The sequence below is a fragment of the Neptuniibacter sp. QD34_54 genome, assembly GCF_047778055.1.
GTDB lineage: Bacteria > Pseudomonadota > Gammaproteobacteria > Pseudomonadales > Balneatricaceae > Neptuniibacter.
In genome coordinates, this window is the sequence record NZ_CP180546.1 from 3,743,959 (window position 1) to 3,762,300 (window position 18,342).

At 44.5% G+C, this 18,342-nt stretch carries 14 protein-coding genes; 7 read left to right on the top strand and 7 right to left on the bottom strand.

Annotated elements, in window-relative coordinates:
* Nucleotides 1–45 precede the first annotated feature (45 nt).
* The 3 genes from ACMXYP_RS17265 to ACMXYP_RS17275 form a co-directional block, all read right to left on the bottom strand.
* Nucleotides 46–1,635: a GGDEF domain-containing protein gene (locus ACMXYP_RS17265; RefSeq protein ID WP_415882865.1), complete on the bottom strand. Its 1,590-nt coding sequence runs from the start codon at nucleotides 1,633–1,635 to the stop codon at nucleotides 46–48.
* Between the two features lie 135 nt (nucleotides 1,636–1,770).
* Nucleotides 1,771–2,394, bottom strand: coding sequence for a thiol:disulfide interchange protein DsbA/DsbL (locus tag ACMXYP_RS17270; RefSeq protein WP_415882866.1), 624 nt, complete (start codon nucleotides 2,392–2,394; stop codon nucleotides 1,771–1,773).
* 114 nt (nucleotides 2,395–2,508) lie between these two features.
* Nucleotides 2,509–3,114, bottom strand: a complete 606-nt coding sequence (locus ACMXYP_RS17275; RefSeq protein ID WP_415882867.1) for a c-type cytochrome — start codon at nucleotides 3,112–3,114, stop codon at nucleotides 2,509–2,511.
* Between the two features lie 214 nt (nucleotides 3,115–3,328).
* On the opposite strand from ACMXYP_RS17275, the gene yihA reads away from it, so the two are divergent.
* Nucleotides 3,329–3,979 (top strand): ribosome biogenesis GTP-binding protein YihA/YsxC, encoded by a 651-nt coding sequence (yihA, locus tag ACMXYP_RS17280; protein ID WP_415882868.1) that lies wholly within the window; start codon nucleotides 3,329–3,331, stop codon nucleotides 3,977–3,979.
* 189 nt (nucleotides 3,980–4,168) lie between these two features.
* Here the strand turns inward: yihA and ACMXYP_RS17285 are convergent, their stop codons facing one another.
* Both ACMXYP_RS17285 and ACMXYP_RS17290 read right to left on the bottom strand, forming a co-directional pair.
* Nucleotides 4,169–6,592, bottom strand: a complete 2,424-nt coding sequence (locus ACMXYP_RS17285) for an ATP-binding protein (RefSeq protein ID WP_415882869.1) — start codon at nucleotides 6,590–6,592, stop codon at nucleotides 4,169–4,171.
* Nucleotides 6,585–7,937, bottom strand: a complete 1,353-nt coding sequence (locus ACMXYP_RS17290) for an ABC transporter substrate-binding protein (protein ID WP_415882870.1) — start codon at nucleotides 7,935–7,937, stop codon at nucleotides 6,585–6,587. The genes ACMXYP_RS17285 and ACMXYP_RS17290 overlap by 8 nt, the downstream gene beginning before the upstream one ends.
* Before the next feature lie 166 nt (nucleotides 7,938–8,103).
* On the opposite strand from ACMXYP_RS17290, the gene ACMXYP_RS17295 reads away from it, so the two are divergent.
* The gene (locus ACMXYP_RS17295; protein ID WP_415882871.1) at nucleotides 8,104–9,237 is read left to right on the top strand and encodes a response regulator; all 1,134 of its coding nucleotides are present in this window, start codon (nucleotides 8,104–8,106) and stop codon (nucleotides 9,235–9,237) included.
* A 99-nt stretch (nucleotides 9,238–9,336) separates the two neighbouring features.
* Here ACMXYP_RS17295 and polA read toward each other — a convergent pair whose 3' ends face one another.
* Complete coding sequence (gene polA, locus ACMXYP_RS17300; RefSeq protein WP_415882872.1) at nucleotides 9,337–12,102, bottom strand: DNA polymerase I; 2,766 nt, start codon at nucleotides 12,100–12,102, stop codon at nucleotides 9,337–9,339.
* Nucleotides 12,103–12,195: 93 nt separating this feature from the next.
* On the opposite strand from polA, the gene ACMXYP_RS17305 reads away from it, so the two are divergent.
* The 4 genes from ACMXYP_RS17305 to ACMXYP_RS17320 all read left to right on the top strand — a co-directional run bounded on the left by ACMXYP_RS17305 (nucleotide 12,196) and on the right by ACMXYP_RS17320 (nucleotide 16,716).
* Entirely contained in the window at nucleotides 12,196–12,474 is a 279-nt protein-coding gene (locus ACMXYP_RS17305; RefSeq protein ID WP_415882873.1) for a DUF2782 domain-containing protein, read from the top strand.
* A 46-nt stretch (nucleotides 12,475–12,520) separates the two neighbouring features.
* Nucleotides 12,521–13,480, top strand: coding sequence for a homoserine kinase (locus ACMXYP_RS17310; RefSeq protein ID WP_415882874.1), 960 nt, complete (start codon nucleotides 12,521–12,523; stop codon nucleotides 13,478–13,480).
* A 172-nt stretch (nucleotides 13,481–13,652) separates the two neighbouring features.
* Nucleotides 13,653–15,866: a DNA helicase II gene (uvrD, locus tag ACMXYP_RS17315; RefSeq protein WP_415882875.1), complete on the top strand. Its 2,214-nt coding sequence runs from the start codon at nucleotides 13,653–13,655 to the stop codon at nucleotides 15,864–15,866.
* Between the two features lie 91 nt (nucleotides 15,867–15,957).
* Nucleotides 15,958–16,716, top strand: a complete 759-nt coding sequence (locus ACMXYP_RS17320) for a substrate-binding periplasmic protein (protein WP_415882876.1) — start codon at nucleotides 15,958–15,960, stop codon at nucleotides 16,714–16,716.
* Here the strand turns inward: ACMXYP_RS17320 and ACMXYP_RS17325 are convergent.
* Nucleotides 16,685–17,557, bottom strand: a complete 873-nt coding sequence (locus tag ACMXYP_RS17325; RefSeq protein WP_415882877.1) for an AraC family transcriptional regulator — start codon at nucleotides 17,555–17,557, stop codon at nucleotides 16,685–16,687. The two genes, ACMXYP_RS17320 and ACMXYP_RS17325, sit on opposite strands and share 32 nt — an antisense overlap.
* A 200-nt stretch (nucleotides 17,558–17,757) precedes the next feature.
* Here ACMXYP_RS17325 and ACMXYP_RS17330 point away from each other — a divergent pair, with 200 nt between their 5' ends.
* Nucleotides 17,758–18,327: a DJ-1/PfpI family protein gene (locus ACMXYP_RS17330; protein WP_415882878.1), complete on the top strand. Its 570-nt coding sequence runs from the start codon at nucleotides 17,758–17,760 to the stop codon at nucleotides 18,325–18,327.
* Nucleotides 18,328–18,342: the final 15 nt, after the last annotated feature.

The window sequence follows — 18,342 nt, forward strand, 5'->3', positions numbered from 1 at the left end:
AGCAGGGAAACCTTGTTGCTAAAAATTAATAGATAAGTAGTGGCGTTACTTAGTTCTGACTAAGTTACGGCCATCTTCTTTTGCTTGATACAATGCTTCATCAGCACGGATAAAGACATCATCAAGGGAATCACCCTCTTTGATTTCTGTTACGCCGAACGACATTGTAATCCCCACGGGCTTGCCATGGAAATTAAATGGACTGCTGGCTAAAGATTCCCGCAATTTTTCCATTGCCTGCGCGGCTTCATCTGCACCAGTAGAAGGAAGGATAATAATAAATTCTTCACCGCCATAACGACCAACAAAGTCCGTTACACGGATATTTTTAGTGATAACTTTGGCTACCAAACGCAGCACTTTATCACCCGCTAAATGACCGTAGGTGTCGTTGATTTTCTTAAAGTAATCAAGATCACCGACAACAACAGAAAATGACGTACGGTAACGTGACCAACGTTCGTATTCTTGCCCTATATGCTCGTCATAAGCCGCACGGTTTGGCAAACCGGTAAGAGGGTCTGTGCGAGCACGAAGACGCTCCTCTTCCATGTGAGCTTTAACCTTGCGCGTTTCCTGCTCCATCAACTCAACTTTATCAATCAGGTCTTCATAACGACCTTGTAACCGCAGCTCGCGCTCTTCCTCTTTCTTTTTGAAACTATCCATTGCGCGAACAAGACCCGAAAGCTGCAGTGAAACTGCTTTTTTCAGATCTGTAATATCATTGGTATTTTTAACCGTGTTGTGCAGTTTCTTAACATCACGTCGAACTTGAATATCAAGATCACGCTGGTTCTGACCAATTTCTTGCTGCTCTTGGCGGCTATCAACCACAAAAGTTTGGACTTCAGTTAAACGCGTACTGAGTTCCAATAGATAATTTTCGAAGTCTTCACTGGTGTTGCTGGTTGATTTGATAACCAGTTGTACTACTTGATGCACAATCTCTGGTAGATGAGGTAACTCAAATCCCTCTTCAATTCGTTTTACCAGTTGACGTGCATTCGGGTTTTCCTCTTTAGGTACATATAAGCCGCTAATGAGCTCTAATAGCTCAGCGCCAATACGTTTTAAGAGTAATTTAACTTCATCGCCCAGCGCGTCTGTTGAAGCAGTCGTGTCTAGAGAAAAGTCGCTATCACTGATCTCTGCACTCTCTTCTGTTCCCGTCTCGATATGGCTTTGGAGCTCAATCAAGTCAGCAAGAACGGCCGGTAACTCATAACCTTTCTCTTCGACTGCATTACTACGGCGCTCGAGGGAATCCAGCAAGTTTTGTGATCCGCTATTTTGCACTTGAGTGCGTAGCATGCGAATCCACTTAAGAAGGGCAGCAACAGTTTGCTTAGCTGTTTTACCGCGAAGATCTTCACGATGTTGAACTTGTTTTTCGATGCGGCGACTGATCTTTTGTAAAAAGCCGAGATGCTCTGTGCACTGCTCTTGAAGTAATGGTTTCAATGCCGAGAGTTCAGCATCAAACTGTGGATTATCACCTTCCAACCCGATAGACATATACCCGGCTAATTGGCGCAGTTGCTGCTCAGTATCAACACTTTTACGCTCAAACTGCTCAAATTCTAGAGTCAGCTCCCGGTATTTTTTCTTCCAGTCTACCTGTTCTTCTGCCACACCAGTTCCTCGGAGTACACAACATCAACCTCAGTCAGACTTCATGTTAGTCGAACTCTGTTCTTCGCACTAGGTCTGATATCAATCAGATATAAAAAAACGCCCTCTAGAGGGCGTTTTTCATAGAAATTTTGTTTACTTGGCAGCCGAACGTTCTTTCTCAACAAGGAAGTCAACGACTTCCAACATCTTCTTATGACCACCAGCCATACCCGCAGTCACATGGTATTTACCATTCACAACCATTGCAGGTACACCTTTAATTCCGTACTTATAGACTTCCTGACGCCCCTGATTAAGCTTTGTTTCAACAGCAAAAGAGTTGAATAGGCTTTCAAACTTGGCTACATCAACGCCCAGATTACCATAATAATCAGCAAAGTCTTCTTTACCCCTAAAACGACGACGTTCTACATGAATCGCATGGAATGTCGCTTCGTGAGTTTTGTCTAAAGTTTTCATAAATTCAGAAGCATAGAACGCACGTGCCATTAGTTCCCAGCTCGGATTCCACGCAACTGGCGTACGTACAAATTTAACATCTTCGTCTACATTCTTTTCCCAGTGCTTAATCAATGGCTCAAAGTTATTACAATGCGGACATGGGTATCCAAACATTTCAATCACTTCGATTTTATTTTTATATTTTTTGTAACCCACTTCAGGTACTTTTGCGTAATGTACGCCTTCTTTAAACGCTTCCGCTTGCGCCATAAACGGCAGAAGTAACGCCACTAACATCAACCCAAACTTTTTCATTATTCTTTGCTCCGAAAACAATAGGACCGGGTGGTAGACAATAAAATGAAACCTAAGTTCCTACCACGTACAAAAAAGGCAGCCTAAGCTGCCTTTATTGAATCCAAGCTGAACTTACTTGCCCAGACCTTGAATGTAGCTAGAAACCGCTTTGATTTCGTCATCGCTAAGCTTAGCCGCAATATCCTGCATCATCTGCTGTGGATCGTTGTTACGTGCGCCTTTAGCAAAATCTTTTAGCTGCTTTTCAGTGTATGCAGCGTGCTGGCCGCCGATACCTGGGAAGCCTGCTTGGCTATTACCTTCACCTGTTGGTGCGTGACAAGCTGTACAAGCAGCAACGCCTTTATCTGCGATACCTGCGCGGTAGATTTTCTGACCCTGTTCAACAAGATCTTTAGCAGCGTGGCCTACAGTACCAGTCTGCTTAGCAAAGTAAGCAGAGATATCAGCAATGTCCTGGTCGCTGTAAGAGTTTAGAAGACCAGTCATTTCTACAACTGTACGCTTACCAGATTTGATATCTTGAAGCTGTTTGATCAGATATTTTTCGTTCTGACCTGCTAGCTTAGGGAAGTTTGCGATTGCACTGTTACCGTCAGCACCGTGACAAGCAGCACACATTGCAGTCATTCCTTTACCTTTAGCAGCATCACCCGCTGCGTGAGCTACACCAGTGATACCAACGGTCACCAGCAAGCTAATCAGTAGTTTATTCATCGATGAACCCAGACTCTTGCTATTAAAATTAGACGGCCATAGGCGTAATGATGAGTCATTAAGCGTTGACCGATGTTATCCTCACTTCCCTGCAGACTAGAGCTTAGGCCTGTTCGCAGGTAAAATTGGCGCAATTATAAACCAATATCCACACAAACTGGAACGGCAATCTCTGTTCCTTTAGTAGCGATTTCTTAAAAAGCGACTTAAAAATATGTCTTCAGATCAAAAAACCGTTCACTACAACACCGCGAAATTCAATAAAAGTGCGGCAAAATTACACCAGTGTCCGGCGGATATAGGCGCAGAAGTCGCTTTCGCAGGCCGCTCTAATGCAGGTAAATCGAGTGCGATTAACACGCTGACCAATAACAACAAGTTGGCACGTACTTCGAAAACACCAGGCCGTACCCAATTGATTAACTTCTTTGATCTCAATATCGAAGGTGTTCGTATTGTCGATCTACCAGGCTATGGCTACGCCAAAGTACCTGTTGCGATGAAACAGCATTGGCAGCAACACTTGGAAGAGTATCTACAAAAACGCCAATGCCTTCGTGGTGTTGTGCTTGTAATGGATATTCGCCACCCAATGAAAGAGTTTGACCAGATGATGGTTGATTGGTGTCTAAGTACTGAGATGCCGCTGCACGTGCTTCTGACCAAGTCCGACAAGCTGAAAAAAGGCCCGGCTCAGTCCACTATGTTGAAGATTCGCAAGGAACTAACTGCAGTTCTAGGTGATCTGGTTACAGTGCAAACATTCTCAGCATTGAAGAAACAAAATGTCGATCAGCTCAGACAGCGCTTGGATCTATGGTTACTACCGGAAGATGATTTCGAAGAAGAATTTGAAGCCGAATAACAAAAGAAAGCCCTGGGAAACTTAGGAAGGGGAACTGTCAATTTCTCAGGGCTTTAACGCATGCTTGTTGTAAAGAGCCACAGCCATGGCACGATGAATGTGTAAGTGACTCTTAAAGCTATTGAGTACAAATTGATCAGAAAGTTCCAAAATTCTGAAATAAATTTTGCTCCAGCTAGAAACTCAGTACTAAACTTCGCGAATTTTTAACAATTCCGTCACTTCCGTGATTAATCTTTCTAAATTTATTTCATCCAAATGGTGCTCAAGCCACTGCTTAGTATCAGGGTCGTCAATACTATTCAATATGCCCTCCAAGCCGCCAAGATCACCCACTTCAGCTAAATCTATAATCCTTTGTGACTGCGCTACATCTAATTTCAACCTCTGAAATGCGCTAGTCCCCCCGTCCGATTCAAGGTTGATTCTTTCTCTTAACTTTTCAATAAGCGTGTCCAAATCTAAGTCATCCAGCTTTTTCTGAAGCCAATGTTGAGTACTTTGTTCTCGGATATCCTCAACCTTCTCCTCAAGGAGAGATAACTCACCTAACTCGGCCATCTCAAGTACTGAATTTGCTTCATCAATATCCAGTAACAAATAAGCTGTATTCACATCAACATCAGCCATGTCACTCTCAGGGGGAGCAGAGACTTTAGCGTCCAAATATTTGGCCAATGACGCCAGCAACATATCCTTACTAATAGGCTTAGAAAGTATTTCATGGCACAGGTCTTTGTTCTCTATTACATCAGAGTCCTGTACCGATGCCGTAATTAACATCAGCGTGAATTCATTTTCAGGGTAAAGATCCTGCACCTTTTTTAGAAAATGATGCCCATCCATATTGGGCATTTTCAGATCCGTTAAAATTAAATCTGGCTTATGAGTTTCTAAAAGCGCTAACCCTTCCTCTCCATCTTCAGCCTGTAAAAATTCAAAGGGTTGATCCGACAAGTAAGAGATCAATAAATCTCGGTTATAAGAGATATCATCAATCACTAGAATGGTTGCTGGTGAAAACTGATAGGCATTATTCAGTTTAATATTGATAGCATCCGTTACAGGCTTACTATCCGTAATCTCAATTTCTGGGATAAGGACCTTAAAAGTTGCTCCTTTACCCTCTCCTTCACTAATTACTTCTATGGAGCCTTGCATTAGATTGACTAACTTTTGCGTAATCGCCAACCCCAGTCCAGTCCCTCCATACTCTGAAGTTTTCTGCCCTTTAACTTGCTCAAATGCGCTAAAAATAGATTCCTGATCCTCTTTGGGAATACCTTTACCCGTATCTGTCACTGTTAATTTGAGTCCAACTTTCTGCGCTCTTACATCGGTTCTCGAAACACTTAACTGAATTGAGACACGACCTTCTGATGTGAACTTGATAGAGTTCGAGCATAAATTCATTAATATCTGTTTCAAACGAAAAGCATCACATAACAGATATGCAGGAACATTCTCGTCACAATGAGTTGATAAATAGAGATCTTTTTCAGCTGCCCGTTGTAAAAACATAGAATGTATTTCTTCGAGCAAATAACGAGGAGAGAATGGAGCATACTGAATTTCCATCTTTCCAGACTCTATTTTTGAGAAATCTAAGACCTCATTAATTAATCCAAGTAGCGTATTACCAGCAGAGTTGATAGAGCTAAGATAACTAAGTTTCTCTGAAGAAAACTCTTTTCCATAAAGGATTTGCGAAAAACCCAACACCGCATTCAAAGGGGTTCTTAACTCATGTGACATATTAGCTAAAAAGCGACTTTTCGCTCGATTAGATTCCTCTGCTTCTAGCTTTGCCGCTAAAAATTCCTGGGTTCTGTTTTCAACTTCCGTTTCTAAGTGCGCTTTATACGTTTCCAGATCTTCAATCTTGCTACGAATAGCTTTTTGCATGATCTCTAAGCCAGAAGCTAATTCTCCAATTTCATCACTCGACGTTTTATTCACCGGGTAATAATAATCACCAGATGTAATAGCATTAGACGCAGTAACCAACTCCCGTATAGGCCGAGTAATTTGCCGTGTCACAAAATAGTAGGCTAGCCCCAATCCTATGATGAAAAATAAGCAAAAAAGCAAAGCAGAGTTTTTTAAAACATTCTGAATACGTTTTTGCAGTTCAGTGGCTTCGAAACCAACAATCACATGCCCTACAGGCTTATTGCTATTAGCAATTAGAATTTGATTCCCTATCCAATAAACACCTTCAGTTCGACTCACCCCTTCCTGATAAATATCTTCTAAGCTAATGGTTGGCTCAATTGGAAGACCGATCCTAGCGATATCGTTATGAGCCACAACTTCATCCAGCTCATTAAGAACAATAATCTCAATAACACCTAACTGTTTATGATCCTTAAATAAGCGATTAGCGTTGATCGACTGTACTTTTAAAGCCCAGTCATAATTATCGCTACTTTGGACAAGCATAAAGACTTCTTTTATCAAAGGAGCAACAATACTCTCCGAAGCCGTTTTTAAGTTATTGAGGTTTTCACTACGAATTTCTTTAATAAATACAGCGGTACTACCACCTAAAACTAGCGCAATAACACCCGCAATGATAAACAGGAGACGGCCGAGTAGATTAAAGCTATTCATCTTTTGACTGCATTACTTTATCAACTTCGATAACAGCTTTATCAAGAGTAACCTTTACTTCTGCACCATAAAAAATCTGATTGAATGCTCTTGAGAAAATCTCGCCCGCTACAGGGAATTCGGACATACCTGATTGAATTCTGGCATTAGTTCCCTCTTCAAAAATCCAATCCACTGCATCCAATAGTCCCGGTGCATTTAGTTTGGAAAAATATTCAGATTGCCACACCCTCCGGCGAGCAGGAGAGCCCCCCGTATTTAACAATTTGGCAGTAGGCTCACTGGTTGCCCACTGTAGGAACATCCAAGCGGCTTTTTTATTCTTAGACGCACTGTTGATTGCAAATGCCCAAGCCCAAGGAGAAGTTTCACGACTCACAGGCCCTCTTGGTAACTTAGCGGCATCCCATTGATCCCAAATAGGTGATTTATCAGGCTTATCTATTTCGTTGAAAAAGTGCGAGGCTAAGAAAGCAGCTGCCAGTCTACCCTCTCTAAACTGTTGTCGAATTTCATAGAAATGAAGCAGCTGACTATTAGGAGGATTACCATAGCCTGTGACCATATCCCGATAAACTTCTAACGCCTTAATCGATGCTGCAGAATTAAAAACAGGTTGGTTGTTCTGATCTAAAATTGATCCACCGTAAGACCGTATCGCAGGAATCACTGTCCAGGTATTTAAACCAGCACCAGCTCTGGTACGACTAGCAAACGCATAGACGCCTTCTAAGCCATCTTTATCCAAACCTCTTTGTAGTTCACGCTTCGCCTCAACCATCTCTTCATAGGTATCAGGGATCTGTATGTTGTAACGCGCAAACAGATCTTTACGGTAAAACAGTACAGGGGCAGAGAAATCAAATGGAACAGATAACAGTGTCCCGTCGATAGTACAGAGTTTCAAACTGTTTGAACTCAAATCATCAAACATGTACCAATCAGGGTCAGTCAGTTGCTTGTCATCAATAAAAGGCTTTAAGGGCGTGAGCCAATTATTCTGATGAGCTTGGCCCAGAAAAGTCACACCTATGGGCACGACATCGTAAACACCACCTCTAGAAACAAGATCCACTTCGCGACGTTTTCGCATTTCAGATTGCTCTACGGTGATATAACCAACCCTAATGCCAGTGAGGCGCTCAAATACCGGCAGGTAAGGCTTTAGGGCTACGAATGCAGGCTGAGCATCGGCTAATACTGTTAGCTGTGTCCCTTTGAATTGCTGCCAATCAATGTTGGCTTTTTTCCATGGTTCAAGGCTCGTCGAATCAGCAAAACTAACCCCAAACCCAATCATAAGCCATAAATATAGCAATGCTGCCACGGGCTTTCTCATAAACATAACTCACCCCCAAATGCTTATTTATTTAGGGTAGTTAGTAATGCTCTATTTACAAATCCTCCTGATCTCTCTGTTTTCTATGTCGCAGGGGCAAAATTAGTCTAAGCTGCAACTAGCTTTTGATTGATTTTTCAACAGTTAACTTAAGTAAGACGGCTCGATAAAAATGGCAGATATTCTCGTTGTCGATGACGTAGCTGATAACCTCAAAGTCTTACGCAATATTTTTGTGGAGAAAGGCTATGGAGTGAGAGTCGCTACAAATGGCCTGATGGCAATAAAAAGCGCAACAACCCTGCCTCCTGATCTGATTTTAATGGATATAAACATGCCCAAAATGGATGGCATTGAGGCATGTATCAAGCTTAAAGAGAATCCAATTACAGCCAATATCCCCATCATTTTTGTGACTGCAAACACAGAGCTAGAGATGGTTATCAAAGGCTTACATTCTGGCGGCGTGGACTACATCACTAAGCCCTTTATGCATGAGGAAGTTATTGCCAGAGCAGAAGTACATATCAACTTAGTCAAAACCCAACAACGCTATGCAAATGCTGAAATCATGTCAGCTATTGGTCAAATGGTAGTTGGAGTATCTCACGAGCTTAATACCCCATTGGGTATTTGCGTCACATCTGCGTCATCTATGAAAGCTGATTTAGATAGCCTTCGAACCCAAGTAGAGAATGAAGCACTCACTAAAAATGGCTTAGATGACTATTTAAGTAAAAGTGAAGAGCAACTCAAACTGATTGAAGGTAATTTTGCCTCGATTGTGCATAAGTTAGATCACTTTAAGACAATTACGCTCGACCAAATTGAAAACCAACCCCGCACGATTAATCTGGCTGAATACGTGCAAGAGTGCATCAAACTTTTGCATTCAACATTGATGGATGAGAGTTTTCAAATATCCCTCGACTGCGAAGCATTAGAGGTCAACTTGAACCCTGGTTACCTCTTCCACATTATTTCTAACTTAGTATCAAATACCGTCGCCCACGCTTATAGCGACGATTTTTCGGGACCAAAGCAAATCAATTTGAAAGTGTACTTAGAAGATGGGCATATTGGATTGATGTATTGGGATAATGGGATCGGCGTAACCCAGAGTGTGCTAAAGCAGGTGCTAAAACCTTTTTATACCACCAAACTCAGCGACCCAAACCATCTGGGCCTAAGCGCTTCAATCATCAATGGCATTGTCACTATGATTTTACACGGCACTCTTAGCTTACAATGCGATAAAAGAGGGCTGGTTTACGATATTAACTTCCCTATTAAGCAAGTAGCTTAGGACAAATAAAATACGCTCCCTCATAAATGAGGAATTACGCCTGCAACCTAGTCGATAAAACTAAGTGCAGGCTACGCTATACAGTTAAAACCCTTCGATTTAGTGAGCCTGCTCCCAGTTCTCACCTACACCGGCTTCAACTAGCAACGGTACATCTAGATCGGCTGCTCCTGCCATTTGATCTTTCACTTCAGCAACAAAGGCATCTACCTGATCTTCACGTACTTCAAAGACCAATTCATCGTGTACTTGCATGATCATGCGGACATCAAAATCGGATTCGGCTAACCAAGCATCTACCGTCACCATCGCGCGTTTAATGATATCTGCGGCAGTACCCTGCATTGGCGCATTGATCGCGGTACGTTCAGCAGCCTGACGGCGCATCGCGTTTTTCGCTTTAATCTCTGGCAAGTACAAACGGCGACCAAACAGAGTTTCAACGTAACCCTGCTCCTGCGCTTTGGTGCGGATATCATCCATATAGTGCTGCACACCTGGATAAGTCTCAAAATAATGTTCGATATACTGCGCCGCATCTTTACGGGCGATACCTAATTGTTTCGCTAAACCAAACGCCGACATACCGTAGATCAAACCGAAGTTGATCGCTTTAGCACTACGGCGCTGATCATCAGAGACCTGATCGAGTTCAACTTTGAATACTTCCGCTGCAGTTGCACGGTGAATATCGGCACCTTTGGAGAAAGCATCCAGCAAGCCCTGATCCTGAGACAGATGCGCCATAATACGCAGTTCGATCTGCGAGTAATCGGCAGCTACAACCTTGTAGCCTTCTGGAGGGATGAAGGCGTGACGAATACGGCGGCCTTCCTGAGTACGTACCGGAATGTTCTGCAGGTTTGGATCCGTCGAAGATAGACGCCCTGTCGCTGTCACCGCTTGATGGTAAGAGGTATGAATGCGTCCAGTACTTGGACTGATCATTAGCGGAAGCTTATCGGTGTAAGTTGACTTAAGCTTGCTCAAGCTACGGTGTTCAAGAATCAACTTAGGCAGAGGATATTCCAATGCTAACTCCTGAAGTACTTCCTCAGCAGTCGATGGTGCGCCTTTTGGCGTTTTCTTGATCACCGGGATATTCAGCTCTTCAAATAGAATCTGCTGCAACTGCTTTGGTGACGCCAGATTAAATTCTTTACCGGCGATATCGTAAGCTTCACGCTCTAGCTCCACCATACGTGCAGCCAGTTCGATACTTTGCTCACCGAGCATCGAAGCATCAACCAAAGCACCGTTACGCTCGATGCGTGAAAGTACTGGAATCAGCGGTTTTTCGATCTCATTGAATACTTTGCTTAGCGCTTCATCTTGGCCTAATTGACTATCGATCGCTTGATGTAGACGCAGGGTGATATCCGCATCTTCCGCAGCATAAGGCGCTGCTTGCTCTAACTCGATCTGGTTGAACGTCAGCTGTTTTTTACCTTTACCGGCGATCTCTTCGAACTTAACCGTTTTCACACCCAGATAACGATCAGCCAAGCTGTCCATATCGTGACGCGTTGCCGTGGAGTTCAACACGTAGGATTCCAGCATGGTATCGAACGCCACACCTTTTAGATCGATATTGTAACGAGCCAACACATTCATATCGTATTTAATATGCTGACCGATCTTTTTGTGATCTTCACTTTCTAATAGTGGTTTCAGCTTAGTCAAAAGAACATCACGACTAATCTGCTCTGGCGCGCCCATGTAATCATGTGCAACCGGTACATAAGCGGCCTTTCCCGGTTCTACCGCAAAAGAAACACCCACCAGCTCAGCTTCCATATAGTTCAAGCTGGTTGTTTCTGTATCGAAGGCAAAAAGCTCGGCTGTGGATAACTTTTCAATCCAGCTATCTAGATCGGCTTCTGTAAGCACGGTTGTGTATTCAACATCTTTAGGTGCTTCTGGAGTAGATGGTTCTGACGGATCAGCAGCAATTGCAGCACCACTCTCGCCAGATTCCAACTCACGCACCCATGTCTTGAATTCAAATTCTTTGTATAACTCGATTAACTGCTCTTTGTTTGGCTCGGGCTTAACGATCTCTTCGACTTTTTCGTGTAATTCAACATCAGTTTTGATCGTCGCCAGCAGGTAAGATAGATCCGCTTCTTCACGGTTATCTTCTAGTTTCTTCGCCATGGTTTTCGAGCCACGGAAACCGAGATCAGCAATTTTATCTAGATTTTGGTAAAGATCTTTAATACCGCCGAGACCTTGCAGCAAAGCCAAAGCCGTCTTTTCACCCACGCCCGGAACACCTGGGATGTTATCGACTTTATCGCCCATCAATGCCAAGTAATCGATGATCAACTCTGGCGGAATACCAAACTTCTCTTTCACACCTTCAATATCCATGATGGTGTCAGTCATAGTGTTGATCAGCGTTACATGTTGATCCACCAGCTGTGCCATATCCTTATCGCCTGTGGAGATCAGGGTATCGATTCCTTGAGCGCTGGCTTCGCGCGCCATCGTACCGATCACATCATCCGCTTCTACACCCGGTTCTACGATAAGCGGCATACCCAACGCTTTAACGATGTTGTGGATCGGCTCTACCTGACTACGAAGATCGTCCGGCATTGGTGGGCGCTGGGCTTTGTAATCGCTGTAGATCTCATCACGGAATGTTTTACCTTTAGCATCAAAAATCACCGCGATAGGGCTTTCTGGATACTGTTTGATCAAGCTTTTCAGCATTGAAGTAACAACTCGGATCGCCCCTGTTGGGATTCCCGCAGAATTTCGCAGGTCAGCCTGTTGTGAAGCAAAAAAAGCACGGTATAAATAAGAGGAACCGTCGACTAAAATTAAAGGAGAGGAGTTGGCTTGCTGCTGTTCGCTCATCAGGAAATCCGGGTTGGTTATTCTTCAAAAACCCGATCATAGTCGATATGCTCATTTGCCAAAAGAAATCTTGCCATGAAAGAGGAAAGAATAATGAAAAAGCTACTTTTAACAGCACTACTTACAGTGACACCTGTAGCTTATGCCGAAGTTCCACCGCTGGTTGATGAAGACGAACCACAGATCACAATTTTCCATGAACAAGACAAAACCTATTACGAGTATCGCGTAAATGGTCAGCTTCAGGAGATTAAGGTCGTGCCTAAAAACGGCAAAGAATACTATCTGGTTCCGGCACCAGGTGACGGCGCATTTATTCGTCATGAAGAGTCACAAATGCTGATCCCTAAATGGGTGCTTTTCCGCTGGTAAGTCAGCTGGAACAAACGAATTCAATTTTACGAAGTGAGTAAAGCGCTTGGCTGTATATACGCAACTTAATGACACTGACCTAACCACATTCCTTAAAGATTACGATTTGGGAGAGCTGGTCAGTTACAAAGGTATTGATGGTGGTATCGAAAATACCAACTACTTTGTCACCCTCGTAAATGATGAGGTTGAGGCGGAGTATGTACTCACTTTGTTTGAAGAGCTTAGCTACGAAGAGCTACCCTACTTTGTCGAGCTATGCCAATGGCTATCACAGCGGAATATTGCTGTACCTTTTGCCATTCAGGATCGAAACGGTATTGGGCTTAAACAGCTGAAAAAGAAACCTGCTGCGCTACAGCCTCGTTTCTTTGGTGAGCATGTTGGCCAGCAAGAACTCACACCTGAGCACTGCGCAGCGATTGGCAAGGTTTTAGGCGAGTTCCACGTTGCAACAGAAGACTTCTATCTTGAGCGCCAAGCGCACCGCGGTGTGTTTTGGTGGCGCAGAGAGAGCGAACTCATTCGTAGTAAGTTGCCAGAAGGTGATCAGGCCATGCTGCAAGAAGAAGTAGCGCGTTTTGATCAACTTCGCGAGCAGCCGGGTGATATTAAAGCGGGCACCATTCATGGCGATCTGTTCCACGATAATGTCCTGTTCCAAGGAACTGAAGTCAGTGCCGTTTTAGATCTTTATAACGCCGCTACTGCCTATCTTCTATTTGATCTGGCGATCGTGGCTAATGATTGGTGCTGCCGACCTGATGGCTCGATTGATAATGAACGAGAGCAAGCACTGCTAAAAGCCTACGCTAAAGCCCGTCCTTTCACTCCTGATGAATACAAAGCTTGGCCAGTCCTAACTTGTACTGCCGCGATGCGTTTCTGGCTATCACGCTTAATTCCATGGTTGGATGAAAACAGCGAGCAGAAGCTGAAAGATCCGGAAGAGCTAAAACAGATCCTGATCTATCGCCGTAACAATCCTAGTCAACTTCCCAAATAGTTGACTTCTCTTCCTAAGACTCCTAAGGAGTCTTAGGAAGACTACCCCCAAAGGGATAACAAAGTCATATAGGACTTGTTCTCAGGCTCCTTCGTAAATCAACACTGCCCTCTTTTGCTAACACCCGCTATAATCAGCCACTGATTATTTATACAGTGAACAGAAAGCCGCTATGGACGTAACTCACATTATCGATTCTCTGAACGATGCCCAACGCAATGCTGTAACCGCTCCGGTACAAAACTTACTGGTTTTAGCCGGCGCTGGCTCTGGTAAAACCCGCGTATTGGTACACCGAATTGCTTGGTTGATTCAGACAGAAGGAATGTCGCCCTACTCTATTATGGCGGTTACGTTCACCAACAAAGCGGCGAAAGAGATGCGTGGCCGTATTGAGGAGCTGTTAGGTATCAACCCTCAAGGCATGTGGGTCGGTACCTTCCACGGTTTAGCCCACCGTATACTGCGTGCTCACTGGCAGGATGCTGGCTTACCTGAAAACTTCCAGATTATGGACAGCGATGATCAGCTGCGTCTGATTAAACGTTTAGCCAAAGAGATGAATCTGGATGATAAGCGTTGGCCGGCTCGCCAATTCCAGTGGTATATCAACGATAAGAAAGATAATGGCCTACGCGCTAAACATATCGAACCGCGTCATGATCTGAATGATCGCCAGATGCTGGCAGTATACGAAGCTTACGAGCAAGCCTGCGAACGTGGCGGCATGATCGACTTTGGCGAGCTTTTACTACGCTCCCTTGAGCTGTTCCGTGATAAGAACCCGGCTCTACTAGAGCACTATCAAGAGCGCTTCCGCTATATTCTGGTGGACGAGTTCCAAGATACCAACACCATCCAGTACGGCTGGCTGCAATTATTATGCGGCGGCCAGAAAAAATTGATGGCCGTAGGCGATGATGACCAGTCGATCTACGGCTGGCGTGGCGCCAAGATCGAAAATATCCAGAACCTACCGGTTCACTTCCCGGGTACAGAAACGATCAAGCTAGAACAAAACTACCGTTCTACTGAGACAATTCTTCGCGCTGCCAATGAAGTTATCCGTAATAACCAAGGTCGTTTAGGTAAAGAGCTACATACAGAATCGGGCGAAGGTGAACCGATCTCGCTCTATGCAGCCTTTAACGAACAAGATGAAGCGCGTTTTATCGTCGATCAAATCGGTAAATGGGTACAAGAGGGCAACCTCCGTAAAGAGTGTGCGATTCTGTACCGCTCCAACGCCCAGTCCCGAGTGCTTGAGGAAGCCTTGATTCGCAGTGGCGTGCCGTACCGTATTTACGGTGGCCAACGCTTTTATGAGCGCCTTGAGATCAAAAATGCGCTGTCCTATATGCGCCTGCTAAGCAACCGCGACGATGACACCTCGATGGAGCGTGTAATCAATGTACCAACACGCGGTATAGGCACACGTACCATCGAAATTATCCGTGAGCATGCTCGTAGCCAAGCGATCTCTATGTGGCGCGCATCCAACGAAATTGTGGAACTGAAAAAGCTACCAGCGCGTGCATCTAATGCCCTGCAAGCTTTCTTAGATCTGATCAATCAGATGGCACAAGATACCGAAGACACTCTGCTACACGAACAGACTGAGCACGTTATACAACACTCAGGCCTGATCGAGCACCACAAAAAAGAGAAAGGCGAAAAAGCTCAATCCCGTATAGAAAACTTGGAAGAACTGGTCACTGCAGCGAAGCAGTTTAACAGCCAGTGGGATGAATTTCTGGATGAGGAATTTAACTCCCCACTTGCGGCATTCTTAGACCAAGCAGCGCTGGATGCCGGTGATGCGCAAGCAGATGATTACCAAGACAGTGTGCAGCTAATGACCCTTCACTCTGCAAAAGGTCTGGAATTCCCTCAGGTGTTCCTAGCCGGTGTAGAAGAAGGCTTGTTTCCGCATAAGATGTCTGTGGAAGAGCCGGGCCGTTTAGAGGAAGAACGTCGCCTCTGCTATGTAGGTATCACCCGTGCGATGCAGAAGCTGTTTATCACTTACGCTGAATCCCGTCGTTTACACGGACAAGATAACTACAACCGACCATCCCGCTTTATTGGTGAAATTCCAAACGATTTGATGGAAGAGGTTCGCCTCAACGCTAGCGTTAGCCGTCCAATGACCAGCCGTCATAACGATAGCCAAGGCAGTAGCTTATTTGGTAGTAGCTCTCTTAGCAGCAGTGATGTACCAGAGACCAACCTTGCCCTGGGTCAACGTGTTATGCATAGCAAATTTGGTGATGGCACTGTACTTAACTTTGAAGGTTCAGGGCCTAAGGCCCGAGTACAGGTTAATTTCGATTACGAAGGCAGTAAATGGCTGGTGGTTGGCTTTGCCAATCTAACGCCGCTATAACTTGCAATGATATCCAAGCCTTGAAGAAGGCGAATTCCCCAAAGTCACCTTATACTTAAACGGTTGAGGTTTTTAAGGTGACGGAGGGGATATGTATAAACTCTGGAGTGTCTTCGCTGCCCTGATTTTGGCTTGCACCCTTACTAGTGCAGCTGAAGTAATCACAGTGCCTACCTATGATCAGGATCGTTCACCCTTAGCAATCATCAAGAATGGCCAAGCTCACGGAATATATCCTGACCTATTCAGAGCAATACTAATAGGGGCAGGCCTCAAACCTCAGCTGTTACCAGTACCTCCGATGCGACGCCGCATAGGTTTTGAAAATCAGCTCTATCATTTAGCCTGCTGTGCAAACCCCGCTTGGCGGGCGCGCCCCAGAGAACAAGAGATCCAAGTTTTTAGTAAACAGTTTTACTGGACCAGAGACATGTTTGTGTTTCCTAAAGGCAAAGCCTTTGAAATCAATAAGCTTTCACAGCTATCCGATAAACTTATCGCCACTGTCCGGGGCTTCGATTATCGAGGATCTGAGCATTTTGGAGAAAGGGTCAACTTTCAAAATGAAGCAACCTTGATGCGCGCCTTGGCTTTAGGCCGAGCTGACGTTGGCATAGTTAACGAGGATATTTTTAATGCCTCTGCGCAAAAAAAATACTTAGAAGCAGGCCCAATACATGATGAAGCGAGTTTACACATCCGTATACATCGTGCTCGTATAGACTTGGTAGAACCAATCAATAAATCGATTGATAATCTGATTAGTAGTGGCCGACGCGATCAGATCGTAAAGAAATACTTAAACCAACATAACGCTATTAGTGCCGCAGTTCCGAACGCTGCTCCCTGAATAATTGCGGCGTAACGCCCACGATGCGGCGAAAGAATTTTACAAAGTTAGTAGTTTCACTAAAGCCTAACCAGTAACCAACCTCTGCAACAGAAGCTGAGCTATGCGCCAACATACGTTTGGCTTCCAAAGCGACACGGCGATCAATCACCACCTTAGCGCTATAACCCTCCACCTGAATGCAGGCGCGACTTAAAGTACTCTGGGCATAACCGAGCTTTTCAGCGTAGAAACGTAGGCAATGCTCGGTCCGGTACTCTTGCTCCAATAGATCGCTAAACAATTGATAAGTTTTGCGAGAGCGGCTCGTGACCTGATCGGTAACTCTGACCTTCTTTTGCCAACGTGCTAAGCGGAGAAGCAGATTCAATAGTTCATTTCGCAGAAGTGAGATATCTAACTCTGAGCCATCAAACTCTTCAAAATCACGCTTTAAGCGTGAAATCGATTGTAGAATGTCCTGCTGTAAAAGCTCGGTTAGTAGCGTGCAATTTTGCCAATCTTGCAGAGCCAACAGATCCACACCTTTAGATTTCACCCGTTCATCATTCGGTAAAGCTGCGGGATCAATCAGCACGACTTCCGCCTGCAAATTGCAGTAATCCTTCCACTCTTGTACCTGCCCCGGTCGTACAAACAACAAATTGCCCGACCTAAGGCCGTAATCGATAAAATCGATGCAATGCTGCCCTTGCCCCTTGGTCACCAGAATCAGCATATAAAACTCTAGCCGTTCGGGTACGGCCGGCAACTTCTGATAAAGATCGGCTAACGAGATCAGCTCAATCCCAATTGCAGCTAGGCGTTTGTTCTCAAACAAGGTGTGTTTAATCTTTTGCATCTAAACCAGCCTTTAACATCCTTCATCCATCGGATTTAAGTGGAGGGGCCTAGCTTAGCAATTCCCATGCAACAAAAGTATTGGTCAGTTTTTCACCATGTAGTATTCAGCTAATACCTACCCCAATCCAAGCCCTGTTACTTTGATAAGTATTGAGCAGCCATTCAAATAAAAATATCCAAACAAGGGAGCCCAATACAATGCAAAGCAAAAAGATTCTGATGATTACCGGTGATTTCACCGAAGATTATGAAACGATGGTACCGTTTCAAACCCTATTAACGGTTGGCCATCATGTAGATGCGGTATGCCCAGAGAAAGTAAGCGGCGATACAGTTGCAACAGCAATTCATGACTTCGAAGGTGATCAGACCTACACCGAAAAGCGTGGCCACAACTTCACCCTAAATGCGACTTTTGCAGATATTAATGTCGAAGATTATGACGCGCTGGTAATCCCAGGTGGTCGAGCACCAGAATATCTACGTTTAAACAAAGAAGTGATCGAGATGGTGCAACACTTCTTTAAAGAGAACAAACCCGTCGCTGCAATCTGCCACGGTGCGCAACTGCTATCAGCTGCGGGCGTTCTAGAAGGTAAATCTTGCTCTGCATACCCTGCATGCGCTCCAGAGATCAATCAATCTGGTGGTACTTACACTGACATTCCACTGGATGCAGCCGTAACTGATGGCAATCTAGTCACCGCCCCTGCTTGGCCAGCACACCCTGCTTGGTTAGCACAGTTTATGGTTTTGCTAACTATGTAATAGAATTAGCGCAGG